Source organism: Streptomyces pratensis, assembly GCF_016804005.1.
Lineage (GTDB): Bacteria > Actinomycetota > Actinomycetes > Streptomycetales > Streptomycetaceae > Streptomyces > Streptomyces pratensis_A.
In genome coordinates this window covers 5,716,843-5,742,969 of the sequence record NZ_CP051486.1, presented here as the reverse complement: position 1 = coordinate 5,742,969, position 26,127 = coordinate 5,716,843, and the positions used below count along the sequence as shown (strand labels likewise).

Sequence of the window (26,127 nt, the reverse complement as noted above, 5' to 3'; positions counted from 1 at the left end):
ACAGTCGTGCTGGTTGAACAACTACTTAAATTGAAAAGTGTGCTTGTTCGCTAAGTGCCGATACTCCGCATTGCGGAGTGGCCGATAGTGTTTCGGTGGTCATTGCGTTAGGGAAACGCCCGGTTACATTCCGAACCCGGAAGCTAAGCCTTTCAGCGCCGATGGTACTGCAGGGGGGACCCTGTGGGAGAGTAGGACGCCGCCGAACAATCTTTCAGGACCCTTGGTCCCAGCGTTCATGCTGGGGCCAAGGGTCCTTTTTTTGTTTGCCGAAGCGCGTCGGATGGTCGGCTGCGCGAGAATGTCTGTGGTACCCGATGACAGGAGTCACCCCCATGTCCACCAACTCTTCCGACGACCGTCCGGAGCGCGAGCCGCGTCGCCGGGACGGTGGTGACAGGGGCGGCTTCCGAGGGGGCCGTGACGAGCGGTCCGGCGCGCCTCGCCGGGACGATGACCGTGGCGGTTTCCGCCGCGACGACCGTGACCGCGGTCCGCGTCGCGATGACAACCGGGGTGCCGGTACGGCCGGCGGTGGTTTCCGTCGTGATGACCGTGACCGTGGCCCTCGTCGTGATGACGACCGGTCGAGCGGTTTCCGTCGTGATGACCGTGCTCCGCGTCGTGAGGATGACCGGGGTGGGTACCGCGGTGGCCAGCGCGACGACCGGCGCGACGACCGTGGTGGGCGTCCTTCCGGTGGTGGGTTCGAGCGTCGTGACGACCGGCCGCGTGGCCCCCGTCGCGACGACGACCGCCCCGGTGGCTTCCGGCGCGACGACAGCCGTGCCGGCAGTTCCGGCGGTGGTTTCCGCCGCGACGACAGCCGTGGCGGCAGTTCCGGCGGTGGTTTCCGCCGCGACGACAGCCGTGGCGGCAGTTCCGGCGGTGGTTTCCGTCGTGACGACCGTGCTCCGCGTCGTGAGGATGAGCGGGGTGGGTACCGCGGTGGCCAGCGCGACGACCGGCGCGACGACCGTGGTGGGCGTCCTTCCGGTGGTGGGTTCGAGCGTCGTGACGACCGGCCGCGTGGCCCCCGTCGCGACGACGACCGCCCCGGTGGTTTCCGTCGTGACGACAGCCGTGGCGGCAGTTCCGGCGGTGGTTTCCGTCGTGATGACCGTGCTCCGCGTCGTGAGGATGACCGGGGTGGGTACCGCGGTGGCCAGCGCGACGACCGTGGTGGGCGTCCTTCCGGTGGTGGGTTCGAGCGTCGTGACGACCGGCCGCGTGGCCCCCGTCGCGACGACGACCGCCCCGGTGGCTTCCGCCGCGACGACAGCCGTGCCGGCAGCTCCGGCAGCTCCGGCGGCGGTTTCCGTCGTGACGACAGCCGCGGTGGCGGCTCCGGCGGTGGGAACTTCCGTCGTGACGACCGTGACCGTGGCCCTCGTCGTGATGACGACCGGTCGAGCGGCTTCCGTCGTGATGACCGTGCTCCGCGTCGTGAGGATGACCGGGGTGGGTACCGCGGTGGCCAGCGCGACGACCGGCGCGATGACCGTGGTGGGCGTCCTTCCGGTGGTGGGTTCGAGCGTCGTGACGACCGGCCGCGTGGCCCCCGTCGCGACGACGACCGCCCCGGTGGCTTCCGCCGCGACGACAGCCGTGCCGGCAGCTCCGGCAGCTCCGGCGGCGGTTTCCGCCGTGACGACAGCCGCGGCGGCGACCGCGGCCGTGACCGTGGCCCGCGTCGTGACAACGACCGGGGCAATGACCGCGGGGGCTACCGTGGCCGCGACGACCGCGGCGGATACCAGGGACGCGACGACCGGGACCGTGAGCCCATCAAGCGGCTTCCCATCCCCGACGACGTCACCGGCGACGAGATCGACAAGGACGTCCGGCAGGAGCTGATGAGCCTGCCGAAGACCCTCGCCGAGGACGTCGCACGGAACCTGGTCATGGTCGCCCGTCTGATCGACGAGGACCCGGAACAGTCCTACGCGTACTCCCGTATCGCCTTGCGTCTGGCATCGAGGGTCGCCGCAGTGCGCGAGGCGGCCGGCTTCGCCGCGTACGCCACCCAGAGGTACGCCGAAGCGCTGGCCGAATTCCGGGCATCGCGTCGCATGACCGGCTCCGTGGAGCTGTGGCCCGTCATGGCCGACTGCGAGCGTGGACTGGGCCGCCCCGAGCGGGCCATGGCCATGGCCGGCGAGCCCGAGGTTCAGAAGCTCGACAAGGCCGGTCAGGTCGAGATGCGCCTGGTCGCCGCTGGTGCCCGCAGGGACATGGGGCAGATCGACGCTGCGATCGTCACGCTGCAGAGCCCTGAGCTCGCCTCCAGCGCCGTCCACCCGTGGACGCCGCGTCTGCGTTACGCCTACGCCGACGCGCTCCTGGAAGCAGGGCGCGAGGACGAGGCCCGTGAGTGGTTCGGCAAGGCCATGGAAGCCGACAAGGACGGTGCGACCGACGCGTCCGACCGGCTGGCGGAGCTCGACGGTGTGGAGTTCGTCGACGCGCTCGGCGACGACGACGAGCAGGCCCCCGAACCGGTCGACGTCGAAAGGCACGACGAGGACGCCCTGGAAGAGGACGCCGCGGATGACCATGACGCGGACGGCCACGACGAGGACGGCGACCAGGACGAGGACGATGAGGACGGCGATGTGGAAGGGCCCGCGAAGGCCTGAACGCCGCTGAGGCAAGGAACATGAAAGGGGCGGCACCCACAGCGGGATGCTGTTGGCGAATGCCCCTTCGTCGTGACGTCGGCCTGATCCATCTCGTTGGTGGGTCAGGCCGACGTTGTGTTTGGGGTGGGCAGATGTCGTTGCGTCCTGGTGTGCCTGGCGAGGTGCCGGCGGAGACGGTCAGGGTGGCCCGCGCGGCCTTCCCGAAGGGGTGCTTGGCAGTCCGGGTGAGAGATGTGCTCGGGTCGGTCTTCACCGATGCGGAGTTCGCGGGTCTTTTCTCGGGTCGGGGGCGGCCTGCGGCGTCGCCGGGCCGGTTGGCGATGGTGCTGGTGTTGCAGTTCGCCGAAGGGATGTCGGACCGGCAGGCCGCTCACGCGGTGCGCTCCAGGATCGACTGGAAGTACGCGCTCGGGCTGGAGCTGACCGATCCGGGCTTCGATTTCTCCGTGCTGAGCGAGTTCCGTGGACGGCTCATCGCCGGTGGCGTCGAGGCCGGGGTGCTGGATGCGGTCCTGGAGAGCGTTTCGGCGGCCGGGCTGCTCAAGGCCGGTGGACGTCAGCGCAGTGATGCCACGCATGTGCTGGCGGCGGTGCGGGAGGTGAACCGGCTGGAGTCCGTGGTCGAGGCGATGCGAGCGGCACTGAACGCACTGGCGGTCGCGGCTCCGCAGTGGCTGGCCGAGCGGACGCCGCCGGAGTGGTTCGACCGGTACTCCGCCCGGCCGGAGGACACGAAGTTCCCCAGCCGCTGGGCTGCCCGGCTCAGCCACGCCGAACAGGTCGGCCAGGACGGCATGACGCTCCTGCAAGCTGTGTGGTCCGTTGACGCGCCTGCCTGGCTGAGGGAGCTGCCGGCCGTGGAGTTCCTACGGCAGATGTGGGTGCAGGAATACCAGGTCAGCGACGGTGAGGTGAGCTGGCGCAAGCCGAAGGACTGCCCGCCGGGGCAGTTACGGATCCGCTCGGCCTATGATCCGGACGCCCGCAACGGGGCCAAACGCGACCGGGCCTGGTGCGGCTACAAGGTTCATCTGACCGAAACCTGCGAACCCGATGCCCCACACCTGATCACCGAGGTCATCACCACCACCGCCGCCACTGCCGACGTCCAGGTCACCGACCAGATCCACGACGCTCTCGCCCGCCGGGACCTGTTGCCTGATGTCCATCTGGTCGACGCCGGCTACGTCGATGCCGCACACCTGGTCGCCGCCCGCCGTGACCATGGCATCGAACTGGTGGGACCGGTCGGCGCCAACACCGGCTGGCAGGCCGCCGCGAACAACGGCTACAGCATCGACGACTTCGCCGTCGACTGGGACAACAAGCAGGTGACCTGCCCGAACGGCAGGACCAGCAGACAGTGGCAGCACGACGGGCGACGCTCGTCAGGCCCCGTGATCCGCGCCCGATTCTCACCCGCGGACTGCCGCCCCTGCCCCTCACGCGACCAGTGCACCCGCGGCGTCGCCTACATGGGACGCGAGATCACCCTGCGGCACCGCGACGAACACGAAGCCCTCCGAACAGCCCGGCTCGACCAGCAAACCGACCCATGGAAACAACGCTACAAGCACCGAGCCGGCATCGAAGGCACCATCTCCCAGGGCGTCCGCGCCTTCGGGCTGCGCAGGTCCCGCTACCGAGGCCATCCCAAAACCCACCTGCAACACCTGCTGACCGCAGCCGGAATGAACCTCACCCGCCTCGACGCCTGGCTCACAGGCACCCCACTCGCCCCAACACGCACCTCACACTTCGCAGCACTCCGCCCCACCGGATAAATCCGATGGGGCGGAACGAAGGGGCATTCGCCAACAGCATCCCACAGCGGGTGCCGCCCCTTTCGGCGTTCCCGGCCTCGGACGGGGGCGCCTTGTCAGGCCTGGGTCGGTAGGCCCTGACACCGGATTCACGTTTATGCGGCATGGACGGGTGAGGACACCGGTGATGGCGTCAGCTACGTTCTCCTGCCGAGTGCCGAGTGCCGAGTGCCGGAGGCCGAGCGCGGCGTCTTCGCACTCCGCGCAGTCCTCGGGCAGAAGTCCTGAGGGCAGGCGTCGCGGCCGGCCCCGTCGGGCTGCTTCAGCCGACCCCGAGACTGCGCAGTACCAGCCCCGTGGCCGGCTTGGGACCGAACGAGGTCGACTTGCGAGGCATGGTGACGCCCTGTCTGGCCAGGTCCCGGACCACGTCCTCGCGCACCGGGCGCATCAGTACCGCCGTGGCGTCGTGCCTTTCCGCCTGCTCGACGGCGGCCGCGGCGTCGTGGATGTAGGCGATGTGCTCGGGGGCGTCGGGGATCCCCCATACGTCGTCGAGGAGTGTGTTGTGCAGCACGGTCGCGTCCAGCGCGCGCCAGGCCGCCGGGCGGTCGGTGGGCACTGTGCGGGCCAGCAGCTGCTCGTCCGGCAGGTCGATCAGGTGGAAGTGGCCGTCGCCCGCGAGGAGGAAGGCATTGCCTTCCGTGGTGGTGGCGTCCACGAGAACGTCGAGTGCCCGCTCCAGCGGCCCGTCGACGGGCCGGACGCGGAAGCGGCCGTCGAGGGCGCGGAGGGCGTGGGCGACCGGGAGGCGGTGCAGCAGCCGGTGGATGGCGCGGACCCGCAGCGGATAGCGGGCGGTGTCGACGAGCAGGACGAGACCGAAGTCCCAGGGCCCGGGGGCGGACTGCTCCTGCTGGAGCCGGAGATAGGTGGCCCAGCGGTGGTGGCCGTCTGCGATCAGCGCCTGGTGACGGGACAGGTCGGACTCGATCTCCGCCTGCTCGGCGGGATCGGTGACGGCCCAGAGACGGTGGCCGACCCCGTCCTCGGTCGTCGTGGCGAGAAGCGGGAGCCGCTGCACGACCCGCTCGATGACGGCCGTCGCACCACGCGGCCCGCCGTCACCCGCGTAACTGAGGAGCAGGGGTTCGAGGTGGGCGGCGGCGGTGCGCATCAGATCGGCGCGGTCCTCCACGACATCGGCCATGACGTCCTCGTGCGGCAGTACGACGCCATCCGACGTGGGGGAGAGCGCCAGGGCCCCGATCACACCGCGCTGAAGGGCGTCGCCGGCACGCTGTTCGTAGACGTAGAGCACGGGCGCCGGGTCCGGGGCGAGGACGCCCTCGGCGAGCCAGCGCTTCAGGGTCTCGGCGGCCTGGTGGTGGCGCGCGGCGGCCGTGGCGCCCTGCGGGAGGATCAGCCGCACGATGTTGTGCGGGTCCGCGGACTCGAGGTGATGCAGACCGTCGGGCCGGACGACGACGTCGTACGGGGGTGAGGTCACCGCCGCCAGGCTGCCGACCCGTTCGGGGACGTAACGCAGTCCGCGGAAGGGGATCAGTCGCAGTCCCCCGCCGGCGGCGGGCCCGGATGTGTTCATCCGGGCATCGTATGCGCGCTTCCGCGATGCGCGATGATCGGGGGAGAGGCATGGAAAGAGGAGCGCAGGCATATGAGTCAGCAGTACAGGTCCCGGCCGCTCGGGAGCAGCGCGGCGCTGAGCGAGGCGTACGACACGGCCCTGCTCGATCTGGACGGGGTGGTGTACGCGGGCGGGCACGCGATCGTCCACGCCGTCGAGTCGCTGGGCAGCGCGCGGGAGCGCGGCATGCATCTGGCGTACGTGACGAACAACGCCTTGCGTACGCCGGACGCGGTGGCCGAGCACCTGACCGAGCTCGGGGTGCCGGCCGATGCCGCTGATGTGATCACGTCGGCGCAGGCGGTGGCCCGGCTGATGGCCGATCAGCTGCCTCCCGGGGCAAGGGTGCTCGTGGTCGGCGGCGAAGGGCTGCGGGTCGCGCTGCGCGAGCGTGGTCTCGTTCCGGTGGAGTCGGCGGACGAGGAGCCGGCCGCCGTGGCCCAGGGGTTCGGCGGCCCCGACCTTCCGTGGGGCAGGTTCGCAGAGGCGGCGTACGCGATCTCGCGGGGCGCAGTGTGGTTCGCGTCCAACACGGACCTGACGATCCCTGGCGCCCGGGGTATCGCTCCGGGCAACGGTGCGGCGGTGGAGGTCGTACGGATCGCGACCGGCGCCGAGCCGCAGGTCGCGGGCAAGCCCCTGCCGCCGATGCACCGCGAGACCGTGCTGCGGACGGGGGCGAAGCGGCCGCTGGTCGTCGGGGACCGGCTGGACACGGACATCGAGGGCGCGTTCAACGGTGGGGTGGACTCGCTGCTGGTCCTCACCGGGGTGACCGATGCCGCGCAGCTGATCGCGGCCGAACCCAAGTACCGCCCGACGTACGTGGACCGGGATCTGCGGGGGCTGCTGACCGGTCAGCCCGAGGTGTCGGAGGAGGGCGGCGCGTTCCGTTGCGGCGGCTGGACGGCCGTGGTCCGCGGTGACGCACTCGTGCTGGAGGGCGACGGCGACGGGATCGACGGGCTGCGTGCCCTGTGCGGGGCGGCGTGGACGCACGCCGGGGAGGGCTCCTGCCGGCTCGACCCGGACAAGGCCGTGGCAGGGCTGGACCTGTAGGGAGCCGGACCTCCGGACCGCCTGCGGTACGGGGGAGTTGAGGAGATCGGAGGATAGGCTAACCTAACCAGGTGTTGGTAGAGAGTCCCCCCGAATCGAGTCCCGGCCCCCCGGCCGAGCCGGACACGGGCACGCGCGCCGGCCGCCACGCGGTACGAGCCGTGGGCCTGCTGGTCGCGGTCGGTGTGCTGGCGCTGGTGTGCCTCGCGAGTATCGCGATCGGTGCCAAGGCCCTCCCGTACTCCGAGGTGTGGCACGGCTTGTTCCACTACTCGGGCACGAGCGGCGACGTCCTCGTACGGGACGTGCGGGTCCCGCGCACCGTGCTGGGGCTGATCGTCGGGGCCGCCCTGGGTCTGGCCGGCGCCGTGATGCAGGCGCTGACCCGCAACCCGCTCGCCGAGCCCGGTCTGCTGGGTGTCAACGCGGGCGCGGCTGCGGCCGTCGTCTCGGCCATCACCTTCCTCGGTGTCACCTCGCTGACCGGATACGTCTGGTTCGCCTTCGGCGGCGCCGCGATCGTGTCCGTGGCGGTGTACCTGCTCGGCGGCAGCCGGTCCGCGAACCCCGTACGGCTCGCGCTCGCCGGCACGGCGGTCACCGCGGCGCTGTTCGGCTACGTCAACGCCGTGCAGCTGCTGGACTCGGCGGCGCTGGACCGGCTGCGCTTCTGGACCGTGGGATCACTGGCCTCGGCGAACCCGGAGACGGTCGGCAAGGTGTGGCCGTTCATCGCGCTCGGTGTGCTGCTGGCCCTGCTCATCGCCCGGCCGCTCAACGCGCTGGAGATGGGCGACGACACGGCCAGGGCGCTCGGCGCGCATCTGACCCGCACCCGCGTCCTCGCGATGGTGGCCGTCACCCTGCTCTGCGGAGCGGCGACCGCCGCCTGCGGGCCGATCGTCTTCATCGGACTGATGATCCCGCACCTGGTCCGCACCATCACCGGCCCGGACATGCGGTGGATCCTTCCCTACGCGGCGGTGCTCGCGCCCGTGCTGCTGCTCGGGGCCGACGTGGTGGGCAGGGTCATCGCCCGCCCCTCCGAGCTCCAGGTCGGCATCGTCACGGCGCTGCTGGGCGGGCCCGTCTTCATCCATCTCGTACGGCGTAAGAGGATGGCCCAGCTGTGAAGGCCGCACAGGACACCACCGCGCGGGACACCACGAGGACGGTCCGCGCCGTACGGACGGCCGGCGGGCTCTCGTTCCGGGTGGACGCACGGGCGTTCACCGTGATCACGCTGCTCATCGCCGCGGCGGCCCTCGCAGCCGTGGTGCTGATCGGCAGCGGCGACTACTCCATGTCACCCGGGCAGGTCGTCACCACACTGTTCGGCAACGGAACCTTCCAGCAGGAGTTCATCGTCACCGAACTGCGGCTGCCCAGGGTCCTGGTCGGTCTGCTCGTCGGTGCCGCGCTCGGGGTCGGCGGCGCCGTCTTCCAGAGCGTCTCCCGCAACCCGCTCGGCAGCCCCGACGTCCTCGGCTTCGGACAGGGGTCCGCGGTCGGCGCGCTCCTCGTGATCGTGCTCTTCAAGGGCGGCCCCTCCGAGGTCGCCGCGGGCGCCGTCGCCGGCGGCCTGCTGACCGGCGTCGCCGTCTATCTGCTGGCCTGGAAGCGCGGGGTGCACGGCTACCGGCTCGTCCTCGTCGGCATCGGCGCCGCCGCGATGCTCACCGCCGCGATCCACTACCTGATCACCAAGGCCGACCTCGTCGACGCCACCCGCGCCGTGGTCTGGATGACCGGCACGCTGGACGGCCGGGACCGGTCCCAGGTCTGGCCGCTCCTGGCGGTCTGCTGTGTCCTGATCCCCCTGGTCCTCGGACACGGGCGCGCGCTGCGGATGATCGAGATGGGGGACGACGCCGCCCACGCACTCGGCGTGCCGGTGGAACGCACCCGGCTCGTCCTGCTGAGCTCCGCCGTGCTGCTCGTGGCCGTCGCCACCGCCGCCGCCGGCCCCATCGTCTTCGTCTCGCTCAGCGCACCGCAGGTCGCCCGCCGCCTCACCCGTGCGCCCGGCCCCAACCTGGCCGCGGCTGCGGGCACGGGCGCGGCCCTGCTGCTCGTCGCCGACTGGACCGCGATGAACGCCTTCGGGGACCGTCAGCTCCCGGTGGGCGTCGTCACCGGCGTACTCGGCGGCTGCTACCTGCTGTGGCTCCTCGTGTCCGAGCGCAGGGCGGGACGCATATGAAGCCGGGCACGCCGGGCAACTCGCAGACCATCTCCACAGACTCCGGGAGTACGACCATGCAGCGCCTCACCGCGGACTCGGTGACCCTCGGCTACGACCAGAGGGTCATCGCCGAGAACCTCTCGGTGGAGATCCCCGACAACTCCTTCACGGTCGTCGTCGGACCCAACGCCTGTGGCAAGTCGACCCTGCTGCGCGCCCTCTCCCGGATGCTGAAGCCGAACGCCGGGGACGTCCTGCTCGACGGGCAGTCCATCCACCGGATGCCCGCGAAGAAGGTCGCCAGGACGCTGGGCCTGCTGCCGCAGTCCTCCATCGCCCCGGACGGCATCACCGTCGCCGACCTGGTCTCGCGCGGCCGCTACCCGCACCAGGGGCTGCTGCGCCAGTGGTCGCCCGAGGACGAGCGGATCGTCAAGGAGTCCATGGAGTCGACCGGCGTCGGCGCACTCGCCGACCGCTACGTCGACGAACTGTCCGGCGGCCAGCGCCAGCGGGTCTGGATCGCCATGGCACTCGCCCAGCAGACGCCGCTGCTGCTGCTGGACGAGCCGACGACGTATCTCGACATCCAGCACCAGATCGACGTGCTCGACCTCTGCGCCGAACTCCACGAGACGCAGGGCCGCACGCTGGTCGCCGTGCTGCACGACCTCAATCACGCCGCCCGGTACGCCACCCATCTCATCGCCATGCGCGAGGGCCGGGTCGTCGCGGAGGGAGCGCCCGGCGACATCGTCACCGCGCAGCTCGTCGAGGACGTCTTCGGGATGCGGTGCCAGGTCATCGAGGACCCCGAGACGGGCACTCCGCTCGTGGTCCCCGCCGCCCGCAGGAAGCGCGCCGCGGCCTCCGTCTGAGGCCGCCGGTCACAGCAGGGACTTGAGCTTCAGCAGGTCGCGGAAGCCCGCCTCGAGCCGGACCCGGCCCGAGGCCCAGGCCTTCGCGAACTTCAGCTCGCCGTCGACCATGGCCACCAGGTCGTCCCCGGTCATCGCCAGCCGGATCTCGGCCTTCTCCCGAGGAGGGCCGTCGTGCGTGTCCAGCACCTTGATCCGGCCGTTCGTCAGCCGTCCGGTGAACGTCGCGTCGAGATCCCTGATGTGGCAGCTCAGCGAGCGGTCGAGGTCGGCGGCGCCGCGTACGTCGCCGTCCGCCCCAGCCAGATTGTCGGAAAGTGTGTCGAGTGCGCTGCGGCACTCCGCCATGGTCGCCATCGTCACCGACGGTACACCGGCCCTTCGGGGTAGCGTTCCAGCATGAGCGACTGGACGCCGGGGCCGGACCCGGAGCAGCGGGGTGAGGCGGACGGAGCGGCGGCCGCAGTGCCCGCCGCGCCACCCGCGCCCTCCTTCGACCCCGCCCCGCCCGCGCCCCTCGGCGTCGCGCGCACCCCCACCGGGCACACCGGTGTCGACACCCGGCTGGAGCGGCTTGCCGACGCGGACCACCTCGCGGCGGACGGCCACACCGAGGTGTACGAGGATGTACACCGTGGGCTGCGGGAGGAACTGACCGCGCTGGACGCACGGCCCGCACCCGCACCGACGCCCGCGCACGACAACAGGAGCTGAACGAGAAGTGGCAGGAGTGGCACGTCGCCGCCTCGACGCCGAGCTGGTACGCCGCAAGCTCGCCCGCTCGCGTGAGCACGCGAGCCAGCTGATCGCAGCCGGGCGGGTGACCGTCGGCGGGAACACCGCGACCAAGCCCGCCACCCAGGTCGAGACCAGCGCCGCCGTCGTCGTCGTCAAGGACGACAGCGACCCCGAGTACGTCTCGCGCGGCGGGCACAAACTCGCGGGCGCCCTCGCCGCCTTCGTGCCCCTGGGCCTGGAGGTCGAGGGGCGGCGGGCACTGGACGCCGGGGCCTCGACCGGTGGCTTCACCGATGTGCTGCTGCGCGCCGGCGCGGGCCACGTCGTGGCCGTGGACGTCGGCTACGGCCAGCTCGCCTGGTCCCTCCAGTCCGATGAACGCGTCACCGTCAAGGACCGTACCAACGTACGAGAGCTGACGCTGGAGCAGATCGACGGGAAGGCGGTGGACCTGGTGGTGGGCGACCTGTCGTTCATCCCGCTCGGCCTGGTGCTGCCCGCGCTCGCCCGCTGCGCGGCCCCCGACGCCGACCTGGTGCTCATGGTCAAGCCGCAGTTCGAGGTGGGCAAGGAGCGCCTCGGCAGCGGTGGTGTGGTCCGCAGCCCCGAGCTGCGGGCCGAAGCTGTACGGGAAGTGGCACGCCGGGCCGGTCTGCTGGGCCTCGGCGTCCAGGGAGTGACGGCGAGCCCGCTGCCCGGGCCGTCGGGCAACGTCGAGTATTTTCTGTGGCTGCGGGCCGGCGCACCTGAGCTGGATCCCGCGGACGTCGACCGTGCAGTGGCGGAGGGGCCCCGTTGACGACGCATGCGGCACAATCCGGGAACGCGGAACGGCCCGGGAGAGCTGAACGACCCGGGGACGCCGAGCAGCCCGGGAACCCGGAACGCGTCGTCTTCCTGCTGGCGCACACCGGCCGCCCGGCGGCGATCCGCAGTGCCGAGCTGGTCGTGCAGGGCCTCCTCCGGAGCGGCCTCGGCGTCCGGGTGCTCGCCGTGGAGGCCGAGGACCTGCCGCTGCCGCAGTCCGTGGTGACGGTCACCGACGCCACCCCCGCGGCCGTCGACGGGTGCGAACTGCTGATCGTGCTCGGAGGGGACGGGACACTGCTGCGGGGTGCCGAGATCTCCCGTGCCTCCGGCGTGCCGATGCTCGGCGTCAACCTCGGACGGGTCGGCTTCCTCGCAGAGGCCGAGCGTGACGACCTGGACAAGGTCGTCGACCGGGTCGTCACCCGTGCTTACCAGGTCGAGGAGCGGATGACGCTCGACGTCCTCGTCCACAGCAACGGCGACGTCGTCCACTCCGACTGGGCGCTCAACGAGGCCGCCGTGCAGAAGGTCTCGCCCGAGCGGATGCTCGAGGTCGTCCTGGAGATCGACGGCCGCCCGGTGACCGGCTTCGGATGCGACGGGATCGTCTGCGCCACTCCGACCGGGTCGACGGCGTACGCCTTCTCGGCGGGCGGGCCCGTCGTGTGGCCGGAGGTGGAGGCCCTGCTCATGGTGCCGATCAGCGCGCACGCGCTGTTCGCGAAGCCGCTGGTGACCTCGCCCGACTCCGTACTGGCCGTGGAGGTCCAGCCGCACACCCCGCACGGGGTGCTGTGGTGCGACGGGCGCCGGACCGTCGAGCTGCCCGCCGGAGCCAGGGTGGAGGTGCGCCGCGGCGCCGTGCCCGTACGGCTCGCGCGGCTGCACCAGGCGTCGTTCACCGACCGCCTGGTGGCCAAGTTCGCGCTGCCCGTACAGGGCTGGCGGGGTGCTCCGCACTGATTTCCGGGACCGCTGCTCACACCCGCGTGAGTGAATCCGTCACCGGGGTCCGTCGCACGCGGGGTCCCGGACCTCGTAAGGTCATGTCCGTGTTGGAGGAGATGCGGATACGGTCGCTCGGAGTCATCGACGACGCGGTGGTGGAGCTGTCACCCGGTTTCACCGCGGTGACGGGTGAGACCGGCGCGGGCAAGACCATGGTCGTCACGAGCCTCGGGCTGCTGCTCGGCGGGCGCGCCGACCCCGCCCTGGTGCGGCTCGGTGCCAAGGCGGCGGTCGTCGAGGGGCGGATCACGGTGTCCCCGGGCGACTCGGCGGCGGTGCGCGCCGAGGAGGCCGGGGGCGAGGTCGAGGACGGCGCGCTGATCATCAGCCGTACCGTCTCGGCGGAAGGACGCTCGCGAGCCCATCTCGGGGGCAGATCCGTGCCTGTGGGAGTCCTCACCGAGCTCGCCGACGAACTCGTCGCCGTACACGGCCAGACCGACCAGCAGGGGCTGCTCAAGCCCGCACGGCAGCGGCAGGCTCTCGACCGTTACGCCGGCGACGGCGTAGAGGTCCCGCACGGCAGGTACGCGGCGGCCTACCGGCGGCTGCGCGCGGTCGTCACCGAGCTGGACGAGCTGACCACCCGGGCCAGGGAACGTGCCCAGGAAGCTGATCTGCTGCGCTTCGGCCTCGACGAGGTCGCCGCGGTGGAGCCGCTCGCCGGGGAGGACACCGAACTCGCCGCGGAGGCTGAGCGGCTCGGCCACGCCGAGGCGCTCGCCTCCGCCGCCGCCCTGGCCCATTCGGCGCTGGCGGGCGATCCTGAGGACCAGGAGGGCGTGGACGCCAACACCGTCGTCGCGGCCGCAGGACGGTCTCTGGACGCCGTACGGGCCCACGACCCGGCGCTGGCCGCGCTCGCCGACCGGATCGGCGAGATCTCGATCCTGCTCGCCGACGTCGCCGGGGAACTCGCCGGATACGCCGATCAGCTGGACGCCGACCCGCTGCGGCTCGCAGCGGTGGAGGAGCGGCGTGCCGCGCTCACCGCGCTCACCCGCAAGTACGGCGAGGACATCACCTCCGTGCTCGCCTGGGCGGAGGAGGGCGCCTCCCGGCTCACCGAGCTGGAGGGCGACGACGAGCGCATCGGCGAGCTGACGGCGGAGCGTGACGCGCTGCGCGCCGAGCTCTCCGTCCTCGGACAGGAGCTGACCGACGCGCGGACGGAGGCGGCGGCACGCTTCGCCGCCGCCGTCACGGAGGAGCTGGCATCGCTCGCGATGCCGCACGCCCGGGTCTCCTTCGCCATCCGGCAGGCCGAGGCGCCCGACGAGGAGTCCGGCATCGACATCGGCGGCCGGAGCGTGCTCTACGGGCCGTCCGGGGCCGACGAGGTGGAGCTCCTGCTGGCGCCGCACCCCGGTGCCCAGCCCAGGCCGATCGCCAAGGGCGCTTCGGGCGGTGAGCTGTCCCGGGTGATGCTCGCCGTCGAGGTGGTCTTCGCCGGCTCCGATCCCGTGCCGACGTACCTCTTCGACGAGGTCGACGCGGGGGTCGGCGGCAAGGCGGCCGTGGAGGTCGGCCGGCGGCTGGCGAAGCTCGCCCGGTCCGCCCAGGTCGTCGTGGTCACCCACCTGCCGCAGGTGGCGGCTTTCGCCGACCGGCAGCTGCTGGTCGAGAAGACCGTGGACGGATCGGTCACCAGGAGCGGCGTCACGGTCCTGGAGGGCGAGGACCGGGTGCGTGAGCTCTCCAGGATGCTGGCGGGGCAGGAGGACTCGGAGACCGCCCGGGCGCACGCCGAGGAACTGCTGGAGACCGCGCGGGCCGACGGATAGCGGCCGACAGCGTCAACTTCGGGCCGACCGGCTCACTCGTACGGGTGGGCTGGCCGTCCTGCTGTCGGCGCGCGGACGGGAACAACGTTTCGTCAGTCCCGGAACGTGCGTACGGACTGGCATCCTTGGCGCTGTACATACCGCCGACTCGGGAGCCCCGGGAGCCAATCAACGTGTCACAGCTGCGTACGGTCCAAGTCCTGGGCGGCGGTGCCGGAAGCAGCGCTCATGTCAGCTCGCTCGCCGCAGGCCTGGTCGCCAGAGGCGTGCAGGTCACCGTCTGCGCCCCGGCCGGTACCGGCCGGGCCCACGGTCTTCCCGCGACGGGCGCCCGCTTCGTGGCGGTGCCCCGGCGCAGTGACCCGGCGGCCGTCGCCGCGCTCCGCACCGCCTGCACCGGCGCGGACATCGTCCACGCCCACGGGCTGCACGCCGCCGTCCGCGCCGGGATCGCCCTCAGCGGCCGGGAGACCCCGCTCGTCGTGACATGGCACACCCGTGCCCACGCCGAGGGCACCCGGGGCCGGCTGCTGAGGCTGCTGGAACGAAGGGCCGCCCGCGCCGCCGCGATCGTGCTGGGCACCTCGTGGGATCTGGTCGACCGGGCCCGCCGCCGGGGCGCCAGGGACGCCCGCCTCGCGCCGGCCGCCATCCCCGCGAGCCGTTTCCCCGGGGCTCCCGACGACGGCAAGGCGCGCGCCGAACTGGGCGCGGTCGGCAGGCCGTTGCTCGTCACTGTGGCTCAGCACGACCACGACGCGCTGCTGGACGCGGCGCGCGAGTGGCGCGCGCTGGATCCGGTGCCCCTGCTGGCGGTCGTGGGGGAGGGGGCCCGGACCGGTGCGCTGCGGCGCCGGATCGCGGCGGAGGGGCTGCCCGTCGTCCTCGCCGGCGGATCGGACGACATCGGTGAACTCCTCGCCGCCGCCGACATCGCCGTACTGTCCGGACGCGGGGAGGCGGGGCCGCTGCTCGCCCAGGAGGCCCTGCGGCTCGGCATCCCGCTGGTCGCGGCCCGCGCCGACGGGCTGCCCGAGCTCGTCGGGGACGCGGCCGAACTGGTTCCGTACGGGAACGCGGAGGCGCTGGCCGGTGCCGTCGTGCGGCTCCTCGGTGACCCCCGACGGCGGGAGCGGCTCGCCGACTCGGGGCGCGCACAGGCCGCGGGCTGGCCGACCGAGGACGACACGATCGCCCATGTGCTTTCCGTCTACGACGAGTTGGCGCAGCCCTTGGCGGCCGCCAGAGCTTGAGCCGTCCTCACCGGGTGTGGCGGCGGGCCCGCAGGGCCAGGCTCAGGGCCAGCACCGACTGCGGATCGTCCAGGTCGGTGCCGAGAAGCTCGCCGATGCGGGCGAGCCGGTTGTAGAGCGTCTGCCGGTTCAGATGCAGGTCGCGGGCCGCTTCCGCCTTGCGGCCCGCGTGGGCGAGGTACGCCTCCAGCGTGGGCAGCAGGGCGGGACGCGACGTCCGGTCGTGCTCGCGCAGCGGCCCGATCGCCCGGTCCACGAAGGACGCCAGATCCGGATGCTCCCGCAGCCGCCACAGCAGCAGATCGATGTCCAGGCTGCGCGCGTCGTACCAAGGGCTCTCCCCGAGCCCCTGCGCGGCCGTCGAGGCGTCCGCCGCGTGCTTGAGCCCCGCTCCCGCCGTCGCCCAGCCGCCCGCGGCCCCGACCACCACCACGACGGGCGCGCGGTCCCCGGCCCGCTCCAGGCCCGCACGGCAGGCCCCTGCCCGCAGCGCCGCCGCCACCCGGTCCGCGAGTGCCGGGCGCGTGGTCCCGGGGCGCAGCGACAGCAACAGCGGAACCCGGCCTTCCACCGGTCGTACCCCCACGAGAACCGGTGCGCCCACCGCCGACAGCTCCTCCGTCACGGCCCTGGCCAGCAGGGCCCAGCTGCCCGAGGGCGCCGACTCGGGGGCGAGCCGCATCACCACCGGCAGAAGCGGATCCCCGCCCGGTCTGAACCCCAGCACCCCGGCCTGCGCGGGTGCGTCCCCGGGAGCGATCCGGCCCTCCGCGAGATCCGTGAGGAAGTCACCGCGTCCCCGCGCCGCCACCTCCTCCTCCTGACGTGCCTGCATCAGCACGACCGCCAGGATTCCCGCCGCCCGCTCGGCCGCCATCCGGTGCACCGTCACCAGCGGTCCCGACACCGCGAGCAGCACCAGCCGGGCCCGCACCGAGCCGGCTCCGAGCCCTCCTCCCGGCACCTCCACCAGGACCGCGCCGGCCGGCGGCGCCTCACGGGCCGCACGTGCACCGCGCAGCCCCTCCCAGACCTGCAACGGATCCGCGCCCACCGGCCCGGCCCCGGGCCCCGCGGCGAACAGCAGCCGTCCGTCCGGGGTCTCCAGGAAGACCGGGTTCGCGGCGAAGTCCGCCAGGATCCCCAGCACCTGCGGCACCCCACCGCCGCCGAGCACCGCCTGCGTACACCGTCGGTGGACCTCCTCCGCCTGCTGGAGCAGGGCGTAGTGGCCGTTGACGATCTCGGTGTGGATCTCCTCGGTCACCGCCACGAACGGCACCTCGCGGTGCAGCTGTACGAGGGGCAGCCCCGCCGTCCGGGCCGACTCCACGATCGCCGCGGGCAGCCGGTCGAAGCGTGGGCCCAGCTCCACCACCAGGGCGGCGATGCCCCGGTCGGCCAGCTTGCGGACGAAGGCGCGCTGGTCGGCGGGCCGCGACCCGAGACCGAGCCCCGTCGTGAGCAGCAACTCCCCGCCCTTGAGGAGGGCGGGGATGTTCGGCGCCTCACCGGCGTGCACCCAGCGCACGGTACGGTCCAGCCGGTTCTCGCAGGTCAGCACCTCCGGGAGTCCGCCCCGCAGCCCCGGCAGCTCCAGCGCCCGCCGCACGGTGATTCCGCCCTCTGTCTCCACTGGCTCCGGCCTCGTGCTTCCACTCGTGCGCCCGCGCGCTCGTGTACGTGAGGCGCGGACGCCCCGGTCAGGAAGCTACCGGGCCCCGCCGGGGGCGTCACACCATGGCCACCGCGGGCTTGACGTTGTGATTGAGGTGGAACACGTTGTCCGGGTCGTACTCGGCCTTGACGCGGGACAGCCTCTCGTAGGCTCGCTCGCCGAATCCGGCGACGACCCGTTCCTGCCCCTCGCGCCCGATGAAGTTCAGGTAGACCGCGCCGCTCGCCCACGGGTTCATCGCGGCGCGCACCTCGCGCACCCATCCCTTGACCTGCTCGTCGTCCGCCGCGTTCTCCCAGACGCCGAACGGATGCACCGCCCAGGGGGAGGAGCGCCAGGGCAGCGGGTAGTCGGCGGGCCCCCGCGCCACCGCCCCGCCCATCGGGAACAGCACGTGCTGGGAGTTCGACGGGACGGGCAGTGTGGCGGCGCCCGCGCAGAAGGCCGCCGTCGCCTCGTCGGGGAAGCCGTCCAGGTACTCCGCCGACCAGTAGTTCCGCATACCGGGCGGGTCGTCGAGCATGCACTGCAGGTCCGCGTAGCCGATCGCGTCGATCACTTCCGCCTCGCGCTCCAGCGCCAGCAGGGGCGCCGCCACGCCACGCAGCTCCGCCTCCGTACCGGCGTAGGTGACCAGGACCCCGCAGACGAGCCGGCCCACCAGGGCCTCGGGCACCCACTCCTCGGGCGGGCCCGTGATGTAGATGCAGGCGCCGCCCGCCGCGTCCGGGGCGGACTCCATCACGTCCCGGAACGTACGGACCGCTTCCGGGCCGTTCTCCGGGCGGAGGAGGAGCAGCGCCATGCTCATCGCCGGCAGGTCGTGCAGCCGCAGCGTCAGGGAGGTGACCACACCGAAATTACCGCCGCCGCCGTGCAGGGCCCAGAACAGCTCCGGGTTCTCGTCGGCGCTCGCGTGCACGGTGCCGCCGTCCGCCGTCACCAGGTCGGCGGCCAGCAGATTGTCGCAGGCCAGTCCGAACCCGCGCTCCAGCCACCCCGAACCGCCGCCCAGGGTGAAGCCGCCGACACCGGTGGTGGAGACCCGTCCGCCCGTGGTCGCCAGGGCGTACGGCTGGGTGGCCCGGTCCAGATCGCTCATGACGGCGCCGCCGCCCACGCGGGCCGACCGGGCGTCCCGGTCGACCTCCACCGCGCGCATCCGGCGCAGGTCGACCACCAGGCCGCCCTCGCTCAGGGCCATGCCCGCCACGCTGTGACCGCCGCCGCGAACGGCGACCTCGAGGCCCTCGTCGCGTGCGAAGCGCAGCGCCCGCGAGACATCCGCCTCGGCGGCACACTGGGCCACCACCGCGGGTCTGCGGTCGATCATGCTGTTGAAGACGGTGCGGGCCTCGTCGTAGCCCGGGCCGCCGCGTACGTGGATCTCACCGCCGAAATCGGGGCGGAGGCCGGCCGCCGCGGCGTCCGGCACGGAGGTTCGGGGCGTCATGCTGTGCCCCCTTCGCAGGGCGTGACAGGACCTTTCCATCGTAGATCCGGCCGTGGACTTCGGCCGTTCCACAGGTCGCTGTCACGCCCTCCGGATCAGCCCACGTACGCCCCGCTCGCCGTCAGCCGCAGCGCCGTGTCGATCAGCGGCACATGGCTGAACGCCTGCGGGAAGTTCCCCACCTGGCGCTGGAGCCCGGAGTCCCATTCCTCCGCCAGCAGACCGAGGTCGTTGCGGAGGGACAGCAGCTTCTCGAAGAGCCGGCGGGCCTCGTCGACCCGGCCGATCATCGCCAGGTCGTCGGCCAGCCAGAACGAGCAGGCCAGGAACGCCCCCTCGTCGCCCTCCAGGCCGTCGACACCCGCGTCGTCGCCCTCGGTGGGATAGCGCAGGACGAAACCGTCCTCCGTGGACAGCTCCCGCTGGATCGCCTCGATCGTGCCGATGACGCGCTTGTCGTCGGGGGGCAGGAAGCCCATCTGGGGAATCAGGAGCAGTGACGCGTCCAGCTCCTGGGAGCCGTAGGACTGGGTGAAGGTGTTGCGCTCGGCGTCGTAGCCCCGCTCGCAGACATCACGGTGGATGTCGTCACGCAGCTGGTGCCACCGCTCCAGCGGCCCCTCCGCGTCCCCGGACTCGATCAGCTTGATCGTGCGGTCGACGGCGACCCAGGCCATCACCTTGGAGTGCACGAAGTGCCGGCGCGGCCCGCGCACCTCCCAGATGCCCTCGTCCGGCTCGTCCCAGTGCTTCTCCAGATAGCTGATCAGCTTGAGCTGGAGGCCCATCGCGTAGTCGTTGCGGGTCAGCCCCGTCATGTGCGCCAGGTGCAGCGCCTCGGTGACCTCCCCGTACACGTCGAGCTGGAGCTGGTTCGCCGCGCCGTTGCCGACCCGGACCGGGCTGGAGTTCTCGTAACCGGGCAGCCAGTCCAGCTCCGCCTCGCCGAGCTCCCGCTCACCCGCGATGCCGTACATGATCTGCAGGTTCTCCGGGTCACCCGCGACGGCCCGCAGCAGCCACTCGCGCCAGGCGCGGGCCTCCTCGCGGTACCCCGTGCGCAGCAGCGAGGACAGCGTGATGGCCGCGTCCCGCAGCCAGGTGTATCGGTAGTCCCAGTTCCGCGAGCCGCCGATGTCCTCCGGCAGGGAGGTGGTCGGCGCCGCCACGATGCCGCCGGTGGGCGCGTAGGTGAGCGCCTTCAGCGTGATCAGGGAGCGGACGACCGCCTCCCTGTAGGGGCCGTGGTACGTGCACTGGTCGACCCACTCGCGCCAGAAGTTCTCCGTCGCCTCCAGGGACGACTCGGGTTCCGGCATACCGGGCGGCTCGTGGTGCGAGGGCTGCCAGCTGATCGTGAAGGCGATCCGGTCACCGGGGGCCACGGTGAAGTCGGAGTACGTCGTCAGGTTCTGGCCGTACGTCTCCGCGTCCGTGTCCAGCCACACCGAGTCGGGGCCGGCGACGGCGACCGTACGGCCGTCGACCTTGTGCACCCAGGGGGTGACCCGTCCGTAGCTGAAACGCATCCGGAGTTCGGAGCGCATCGGCACCCGGCCGCTCACTCCCTCCACGATGCGGATGAGCTGCGGGGCCCCGTCACGCGGCGGCATGAAATCGGTCACGCGGACCGTGCCGCGTGGGGTGTCCCACTCCGACTCCAGGACGAGCGAGTCGCCGCGATAGCGGCGCCGGTCGGCCGTCGGGGGTTCCGCCCCCTCGGGACGGGCGGGGCCCAGCCGCCAGAAACCGTTCTCCTCGGTCCCGAGAAGTCCGGCGAAAATCGCGTGTGAATCGAAACGTGGGAGGCACAGCCAGTCCGCTGTGCCGTCCCGGCAGACCAGGGCTGCGGTCTGCATGTCTCCGATGAGTGCGTAATCCTCGATGCGCCCGGCCACGTGCGTCTCCAGTCGAACGGCCATGTCGCCCCGCAGGGCGCTTACTGCTGGTCAAGGGGTCGTTGTAGTAGAACCGACGAGCTCTTGCGCGGGTGAGCGGGCTGGGGTGGAGCCGCTGGGCCGGCCAACTCGGCAGCGAGTGTCCGAGCAGGATACGACGCACCCGGGAGATCCGCGCGACTGTCCACAAGTTGTCCGACCCCTGTCCTGGGCGAATGGGTGGGACCTGAAACGAACGTGGTGATCTTGTGCCCGAACAGGTGGGGGCATGGCCGGAAGCGGCCTCCCCTCGTCGCTGTTACCCTGGTAGCCCGTGGACCGGTGGTCGTCCCGACAGTGGACGAGGCCCCCGAACCGCAGCGACGGCGCCTCCGGAAATCTCCGTACGGCATGCCGGCACGCACCTCACGATCGCGACCACGGGAGCCCCCTTTGGCTATGCAGCCCACATCCACGACGACCAAGCACATCTTCGTCACCGGGGGTGTCGCCTCCTCCCTCGGCAAGGGTCTGACTGCCTCCAGCCTGGGTGCCCTGCTCAAGGCACGTGGCCTTCGGGTCACCATGCAGAAGCTCGACCCCTACCTCAACGTCGACCCCGGCACGATGAACCCCTTCCAGCACGGTGAGGTGTTCGTCACGAACGACGGCGCCGAGACCGACCTGGACATCGGCCACTACGAGCGCTTCCTCGACGTCGACCTCGACGGCTCGGCCAACGTCACGACCGGTCAGGTCTACTCCCAGGTCATCGCCAAGGAGCGCCGCGGCGAGTACCTCGGCGACACCGTCCAGGTCATCCCGCACATCACCAACGAGATCAAGCACCGCATCCGCCGCATGGCGACCGACGACGTGGACGTCGTCATCACCGAGGTCGGCGGCACGGTCGGCGACATCGAGTCGCTGCCCTTCCTGGAGACCGTCCGCCAGGTCCGCCACGAGGTCGGCCGCGACAACGTCTTCGTCGTGCACATCTCGCTGCTGCCCTACATCGGCCCGTCCGGCGAGCTGAAGACCAAGCCCACCCAGCACTCCGTCGCCGCCCTGCGCAACATCGGCATCCAGCCGGACGCCATCGTGCTGCGCGCCGACCGTGACGTCCCGACCGCCATCAAGCGCAAGATCTCGCTGATGTGCGACGTCGACGAGGCCGCCGTGGTGGCCTGCGTGGACGCCAAGTCGATCTACGACATCCCCAAGGTGCTGCACACCGAGGGCCTGGACGCCTACGTCGTCCGCAAGCTGGACCTCCCGTTCCGCGACGTCGACTGGACCACCTGGGACGACCTGCTGGACCGGGTCCACAACCCCGACCACGAGGTCGTCGTCGCCCTGGTCGGCAAGTACATCGACCTGCCCGACGCCTACCTCTCGGTCACCGAGGCCATCCGGGCCGGCGGTTTCGCGAACAAGGCCCGCGTCAAGGTCAAGTGGGTCGCCTCCGACGACTGCAAGACCCCGGCAGGCGCGCAGAAGCAGCTCGGCGACGTCGACGCGATCTGCATCCCCGGCGGCTTCGGCGAGCGCGGTGTGATCGGCAAGGTGGGCGCCATCCAGTACGCCCGCGAGAACAAGGTGCCGCTGCTCGGCCTCTGCCTCGGCCTGCAGTGCATCGTGATCGAGGCCGCGCGCAACCTCGCGGGCATCACCGACGCCAACTCCACCGAGTTCGACGCCGCCACGGGCCACCCCGTCATCTCCACGATGGAGGAGCAGCTCGCGTACGTCGAGGGCGCGGGCGACCTGGGCGGCACCATGCGGCTCGGCCTGTACCCGGCGAAGCTCGCCGAGGGCTCCCTGGTACGCGAGGCCTACGCCGGCGAGCCGTACGTCGAGGAGCGCCACCGCCACCGCTACGAGGTCAACAACGGCTACCGCGCTGAGCTCGAGAAGAAGGCCGGACTGGTCTTCTCCGGCACCTCCCCGGACAACAAGCTCGTCGAGTACGTCGAGTACCCGCGTGAGGTCCACCCCTACCTCGTCGCCACTCAGGCGCACCCGGAGCTGCGCTCCCGCCCGACCCGTCCCCACCCGCTCTTCGCCGGCCTGGTGAAGGCAGCCGTGGAGCGCAAGGTCGCGGCGCAGGGGACCGGCGCCGACGCGTAAGGCGATACGGTTGACCGGGGTACGGATCCTTGACGGGTGCGTGCCCCGGTTTCTGTTTGTTCGTGGGAGGACGTACATGGGTTTCCAGGACACGCCCGAGGAGTGGCAGGTCACCGCGACGGTGACCCCCTTCACCGGTAACAAGACCAGCGTCCGCACCGACGACGTCGTGATGCCCGACGGCAGCGTCCACAGCCGCGACTACCAGGTCCACCCGGGCTCCGTGGCCGTGCTCGCGCTCGACGCCGACGGCCGGGTCCTCATCCTGCGGCAGTACCGGCACCCGGTGCGCCACAAGCTGTGGGAGATCCCGGCGGGTCTGCTCGACGTCCCCGGCGAGAACCCGCTGCACGCCGCACAGCGCGAGCTCTACGAGGAGGCCCACGTCAAGGCCGAGGACTGGCGGGTGCTGACCGACGTCTACACCACCCCCGGAGGCTGCGACGAAGCCGTGCGCGTCTTCCTCGCCCGGGACCTCTCCGAGGCCGAGGGCGAGCGCTTCGAGGTCGCCGAGGAGGAGGCCGACATGGAGCAGGCGCGGGTGCCCCTCCAGGAGCTCGTACGGGGTGTCCTGGCGGGTGACCTGCACAACAACTGCCTGGTCGTCGGCGTCCTCTCGCTCACCGCGGTGCTCGCCGGCGACGGCGTGGACTCGCTGCGCCCGGCCGAGGCGCCCTGGCCGGCCCGCCCGTTCGAGGCCTGATCCGGTACGGGCCGTCCCGCCGACGGGCCGGCCCGTGCCACGGCCGGGCCGGTTCGCGTCGACGCCGGTCCCGCCCTCGTGGTCCTCGGCGTTCCGGTCCTCGTCGCGTCCGGCGTCCGGCCCGTGTCGCGTCCGGTGTTCCGGCCGCCCGGGCGAGCGCCGGTCCGCCCTCGCCGGGGCGGTCCCGCGTCAGGCCGATCGGAGGCCGATCGTACGAAATGTTGATCCGATCGAGGGACGTTTCCGCGGTGCTCGGCCGTGATCGTCCGCACCGCTGAACTACGCTCGAAAGGCCCCGACCGGAGTTCCGGCGGGCAACCGCGTGCAGCGAAGTGGAGCGTGGCCCGTGACCGATCAGGCGGTGGACACCAGCGGTCCGGCCGGAATGGCGGGGACGGCGGGGGCCAAGGAACCGCCGAACGTGACACAGCCTCAGTTCTTCGGCCGCGAACGCGAGTTGAAAGCCCTTCAGGAGGACATCGGGCGCGCGGGCCTGGACACCCTGGCCGGTCGCAAGGCGGCCCGCGCCCGGGTGCTGCTGATCGCCGGACGGCCGGGATCCGGACGTACGGCTCTCGCCGCCGAACTCGCCCGTCGGCTCGCGGAACCCGGTGGGTATCCCGACGGGGTGTTCCGGGTCTCGCTCACCGAACCGGAGGGGGAGCGCGTCCCCGCCGAACGCACCGCACGCGCGCTCCTGGACCTGCTCGCCGTCAGCGCCCCGCCCGGAGCCGACGAGGACGAGCTCTCCGAGATGGTCCGGGAGGCGTTCGCCGTGCGGCGCGCCCTGATCCTGCTCGACGACGCCGTGGACGCGGAGCAGGTCGATCCGCTCCTCCCGGACAACCCGGACTGCCTGGTCGTCGCCACCGCCACCGGCCCCCTCACCGGAATCCCCGGCGTCCGGCCGTGCACGATCGGCGGGCTGGACGCGGGCTCCGCCGTGCAGCTGCTGGCCCGCACCATCGGCCAGGTCCGCATCACGGTCGACCCGCGGACCGCCGAGACGCTCACGGAGGAGTGCGGGGGACAGCCCGCCGCCCTCACTCTGGTCGCGGGCTGGCTCGCCGCCCGGCCCGGCGCGTCGGTGGCCGATGTGGCCAAGCAGTTGCGCGACCAGCCGGACGACCCGGAACAGCCCGCCGGCGCCCGGCCGTTGGCCCGCGCCTTCCGGCTGGTCCACGAGTCGCTGCCACCGGCGACCGCCCGGATACTGCGGCTGCTCGCCCTCGCGCCCGCCGGGCTGGCCGACGCCCACACCGCCTCCGCGCTGGCAGGGTGCTCCGTGTCGGCCGCCCGGACGACCCTGGACGATCTCGTCAGGTCCGGGCTGCTCAGGACCAACGGTGCCGAGCAGCCGCAGTACGAGGTACCCGGCTGTCTCGCGCCTCTGGTGCGCGGCGTGCTGGAGGAACGGGAGCGGCCCGCCGAGATCCAGCTGGCCCGGGCCAGGATGCTGGAGCGGACCGTGCGCAGGCTCCAGGCATGCCGCGCGGTCACCGATCCCGAGGACTCGCCGGCCCGCCGCCGGCTCGCCGGACTGCCGCGCTCTCTGCGCTTCCCCGATCCCGGGTCCGCCGCCGAGTGGCTGCGGATCCGGGAGCCGGCGCTGCTGGCCTCCGCCCGCGTGGCGGTGCGCGACGGGGAACTGGACACCCTCGCCCGCCGGCTGGTGGCCGCGCTCGTCCGCGCGCTCGCGGCGCACCGGGGCACCGAGGAGGCCGCACCCGTGCTGTACGGGCTGCACGGCCTGGTCCTCGATGTGGCGGAGCGCCGCGATCTGCCCCGGGAGAAGGCCGCCGCCCTGCTCAATCTCGGCGATCTGGACGCCAGGACCGGCCGTACGCGGGAGGCGCTGGCCCGCTACCGGGCGGCGCTGGACGCAGGACGCGCGGCGAACGACCACTACGCGACCGGCAGGGCGATGGAATCCGCAGGTGGCGCCCACGCGGAGCTGGGGGACTTCAACCGGGCATCGGACTGGTACGGCAGGGCGCTCGCGCAGCGGCTCATGCAGGGGGAGCGGGCCGACGAGGCGCGGCTGTACGGGCGGCTCGGAGCGGTCCATACATACGCCGGGCGGTACGGCGAGGCCCTGCGCAACTGGCGGGCGGCGGCTGCGGGCCACCGCAGGCTCGGTGACCTCCCCGCCCAGGCGCGGGCGCTCAGTGAAGCCGCGCGGGTGCAGGAGTACGCGGGCAGGCCGCAGGAATCGCTGCACACCTGCCGGGACGCGGTCGACCTGGCGCGCAGGGCGGGTGACGCGCGTCTCCAGGCGGCGCTCGAGCTCAGGCTGGCGGACACCCTCGACCGCCTAGGGGATCCCGCCGCGGCCCGGCTGCACCGCGCGGCGGCCGACAGGCTGCTGGTTGAGGACGGTCAGGCCGCTGATGAAGATGAGGCCGACCTACGAAATCCGTAGTACTTAGATCAAAACTTAATGCTTTGTAAGGCTGGACAGCGAGAAGCCCTTCATTAATGATGGCTCTGCCGCACATCCCCGCGGTGTCTCCCCTTA

General features: G+C 72.1%; 20 protein-coding genes and 1 rRNA gene. 16 read left to right on the top strand and 5 right to left on the bottom strand.

Annotated elements, in window-relative coordinates; genetic code table 11:
• Positions 1-91: 91 nt before the first annotated feature.
• The 4 genes from rrf (at position 92) to HED23_RS23565 (ending at position 4,426) form a co-directional block, all read left to right on the top strand.
• Positions 92-208: ribosomal RNA gene (rrf, locus tag HED23_RS23580) — 5S ribosomal RNA — on the top strand.
• Positions 209-420: 212 nt separating this feature from the next.
• Positions 421-1,857 (top strand): hypothetical protein, encoded by a 1,437-nt coding sequence (locus HED23_RS35920; protein WP_420803047.1) that lies wholly within the window; start codon positions 421-423, stop codon positions 1,855-1,857.
• The gene (locus HED23_RS23570) at positions 1,857-2,639 is read left to right on the top strand and encodes a tetratricopeptide repeat protein (protein WP_203185377.1); all 783 of its coding nucleotides are present in this window, start codon (positions 1,857-1,859) and stop codon (positions 2,637-2,639) included. Before HED23_RS35920 ends, HED23_RS23570 begins: the two co-directional genes overlap by 1 nt.
• 134 nt (positions 2,640-2,773) lie before the next feature.
• Positions 2,774-4,426: an IS1182 family transposase gene (locus HED23_RS23565; protein WP_203184413.1), complete on the top strand. Its 1,653-nt coding sequence runs from the start codon at positions 2,774-2,776 to the stop codon at positions 4,424-4,426.
• 301 nt (positions 4,427-4,727) lie between these two features.
• Here HED23_RS23565 and HED23_RS23560 read toward each other — a convergent pair whose 3' ends face one another.
• Positions 4,728-6,011 (bottom strand): DUF1015 domain-containing protein, encoded by a 1,284-nt coding sequence (locus HED23_RS23560; protein ID WP_203185376.1) that lies wholly within the window; start codon positions 6,009-6,011, stop codon positions 4,728-4,730.
• A 72-nt stretch (positions 6,012-6,083) separates the two neighbouring features.
• Between HED23_RS23560 and HED23_RS23555 the strand changes: the two genes are divergently transcribed.
• The 4 genes from HED23_RS23555 to HED23_RS23540 all read left to right on the top strand — a co-directional run bounded on the left by HED23_RS23555 (position 6,084) and on the right by HED23_RS23540 (position 10,175).
• A complete protein-coding gene (locus HED23_RS23555; protein WP_203185375.1) occupies positions 6,084-7,112 on the top strand; it encodes an HAD hydrolase-like protein in 1,029 nt (342 codons plus the stop codon).
• A 71-nt stretch (positions 7,113-7,183) separates the two neighbouring features.
• Entirely contained in the window at positions 7,184-8,245 is a 1,062-nt protein-coding gene (locus tag HED23_RS23550; RefSeq protein ID WP_203185374.1) for a FecCD family ABC transporter permease, read from the top strand.
• A complete protein-coding gene (locus tag HED23_RS23545; RefSeq protein ID WP_203185373.1) occupies positions 8,242-9,315 on the top strand; it encodes a FecCD family ABC transporter permease in 1,074 nt (357 codons plus the stop codon). The genes HED23_RS23550 and HED23_RS23545 overlap by 4 nt, the downstream gene beginning before the upstream one ends.
• A 56-nt stretch (positions 9,316-9,371) precedes the next feature.
• Positions 9,372-10,175: an ABC transporter ATP-binding protein gene (locus HED23_RS23540; RefSeq protein ID WP_203185372.1), complete on the top strand. Its 804-nt coding sequence runs from the start codon at positions 9,372-9,374 to the stop codon at positions 10,173-10,175.
• Between the two features lie 9 nt (positions 10,176-10,184).
• Here HED23_RS23540 and HED23_RS23535 read toward each other — a convergent pair whose 3' ends face one another.
• A complete protein-coding gene (locus HED23_RS23535; RefSeq protein WP_203185371.1) occupies positions 10,185-10,532 on the bottom strand; it encodes an alkyl sulfatase C-terminal domain-containing protein in 348 nt (115 codons plus the stop codon).
• A gap of 42 nt (positions 10,533-10,574) precedes the next feature.
• On the opposite strand from HED23_RS23535, the gene HED23_RS23530 reads away from it, so the two are divergent.
• The 5 genes from HED23_RS23530 to HED23_RS23510 all read left to right on the top strand — a co-directional run bounded on the left by HED23_RS23530 (position 10,575) and on the right by HED23_RS23510 (position 15,768).
• Positions 10,575-10,889, top strand: coding sequence for a hypothetical protein (locus HED23_RS23530; RefSeq protein WP_203185370.1), 315 nt, complete (start codon positions 10,575-10,577; stop codon positions 10,887-10,889).
• Positions 10,890-10,896: 7 nt separating this feature from the next.
• Positions 10,897-11,712 (top strand): TlyA family RNA methyltransferase, encoded by an 816-nt coding sequence (locus tag HED23_RS23525; RefSeq protein ID WP_203185369.1) that lies wholly within the window; start codon positions 10,897-10,899, stop codon positions 11,710-11,712.
• Positions 11,709-12,686 carry an NAD kinase gene (locus tag HED23_RS23520; protein ID WP_203185368.1) on the top strand — a complete coding sequence of 326 codons (978 nt, stop codon included), beginning with the start codon at positions 11,709-11,711 and terminating at the stop codon, positions 12,684-12,686. Before HED23_RS23525 ends, HED23_RS23520 begins: the two co-directional genes overlap by 4 nt.
• Before the next feature lie 83 nt (positions 12,687-12,769).
• The gene (gene recN / locus HED23_RS23515; RefSeq protein WP_203185367.1) at positions 12,770-14,515 is read left to right on the top strand and encodes a DNA repair protein RecN; all 1,746 of its coding nucleotides are present in this window, start codon (positions 12,770-12,772) and stop codon (positions 14,513-14,515) included.
• A gap of 173 nt (positions 14,516-14,688) precedes the next feature.
• Positions 14,689-15,768 (top strand): glycosyltransferase family 4 protein, encoded by a 1,080-nt coding sequence (locus HED23_RS23510; RefSeq protein WP_203185366.1) that lies wholly within the window; start codon positions 14,689-14,691, stop codon positions 15,766-15,768.
• A gap of 7 nt (positions 15,769-15,775) precedes the next feature.
• On the opposite strand, the gene HED23_RS23505 is transcribed toward HED23_RS23510, so the two are convergent.
• The 3 genes from HED23_RS23505 to HED23_RS23495 all read right to left on the bottom strand — a co-directional run bounded on the left by HED23_RS23505 (position 15,776) and on the right by HED23_RS23495 (position 20,797).
• On the bottom strand, positions 15,776-17,404 hold the full coding sequence (locus HED23_RS23505) for a PucR family transcriptional regulator (RefSeq protein WP_203185365.1): 1,629 nt from the start codon (positions 17,402-17,404) through the stop codon (positions 15,776-15,778).
• 97 nt (positions 17,405-17,501) lie between these two features.
• Complete coding sequence (locus tag HED23_RS23500; RefSeq protein WP_203185364.1) at positions 17,502-18,899, bottom strand: FAD-binding oxidoreductase; 1,398 nt, start codon at positions 18,897-18,899, stop codon at positions 17,502-17,504.
• A gap of 95 nt (positions 18,900-18,994) precedes the next feature.
• Positions 18,995-20,797 (bottom strand): glycoside hydrolase family 15 protein, encoded by a 1,803-nt coding sequence (locus HED23_RS23495; protein ID WP_203187608.1) that lies wholly within the window; start codon positions 20,795-20,797, stop codon positions 18,995-18,997.
• A 438-nt stretch (positions 20,798-21,235) separates the two neighbouring features.
• Between HED23_RS23495 and HED23_RS23490 the strand changes: the two genes are divergently transcribed.
• The 3 genes from HED23_RS23490 (at position 21,236) to HED23_RS23480 (ending at position 26,031) form a co-directional block, all read left to right on the top strand.
• A complete protein-coding gene (locus HED23_RS23490; protein ID WP_203185363.1) occupies positions 21,236-22,906 on the top strand; it encodes a CTP synthase in 1,671 nt (556 codons plus the stop codon).
• 76 nt (positions 22,907-22,982) lie between these two features.
• Positions 22,983-23,609, top strand: coding sequence for an NUDIX domain-containing protein (locus HED23_RS23485; RefSeq protein ID WP_203185362.1), 627 nt, complete (start codon positions 22,983-22,985; stop codon positions 23,607-23,609).
• 346 nt (positions 23,610-23,955) lie between these two features.
• Positions 23,956-26,031: an ATP-binding protein gene (locus HED23_RS23480; protein WP_203185361.1), complete on the top strand. Its 2,076-nt coding sequence runs from the start codon at positions 23,956-23,958 to the stop codon at positions 26,029-26,031.
• Positions 26,032-26,127 lie beyond the last annotated feature (96 nt).

Coding starts and splice junctions, on each gene's coding strand:
- HED23_RS23570 (WP_203185377.1), top strand. CDS start 1,857: ATGAGCCTGCCGAAGACCCTCGCCGAGGACGTCGCACGGAACCTGGTC.
- HED23_RS23565 (WP_203184413.1), top strand. CDS start 2,774: ATGTCGTTGCGTCCTGGTGTGCCTGGCGAGGTGCCGGCGGAGACGGTC.
- HED23_RS23560 (WP_203185376.1), bottom strand. CDS start 6,011: ATGAACACATCCGGGCCCGCCGCCGGCGGGGGACTGCGACTGATCCCC.
- HED23_RS23555 (WP_203185375.1), top strand. CDS start 6,084: ATGAGTCAGCAGTACAGGTCCCGGCCGCTCGGGAGCAGCGCGGCGCTG.
- HED23_RS23540 (WP_203185372.1), top strand. CDS start 9,372: ATGCAGCGCCTCACCGCGGACTCGGTGACCCTCGGCTACGACCAGAGG.
- HED23_RS23535 (WP_203185371.1), bottom strand. CDS start 10,532: ATGGCGACCATGGCGGAGTGCCGCAGCGCACTCGACACACTTTCCGAC.
- HED23_RS23530 (WP_203185370.1), top strand. CDS start 10,575: ATGAGCGACTGGACGCCGGGGCCGGACCCGGAGCAGCGGGGTGAGGCG.
- recN (WP_203185367.1), top strand. CDS start 12,770: ATGTCCGTGTTGGAGGAGATGCGGATACGGTCGCTCGGAGTCATCGAC.
- HED23_RS23500 (WP_203185364.1), bottom strand. CDS start 18,899: ATGACGCCCCGAACCTCCGTGCCGGACGCCGCGGCGGCCGGCCTCCGC.
- HED23_RS23490 (WP_203185363.1), top strand. CDS start 21,236: ATGCAGCCCACATCCACGACGACCAAGCACATCTTCGTCACCGGGGGT.
- HED23_RS23485 (WP_203185362.1), top strand. CDS start 22,983: ATGGGTTTCCAGGACACGCCCGAGGAGTGGCAGGTCACCGCGACGGTG.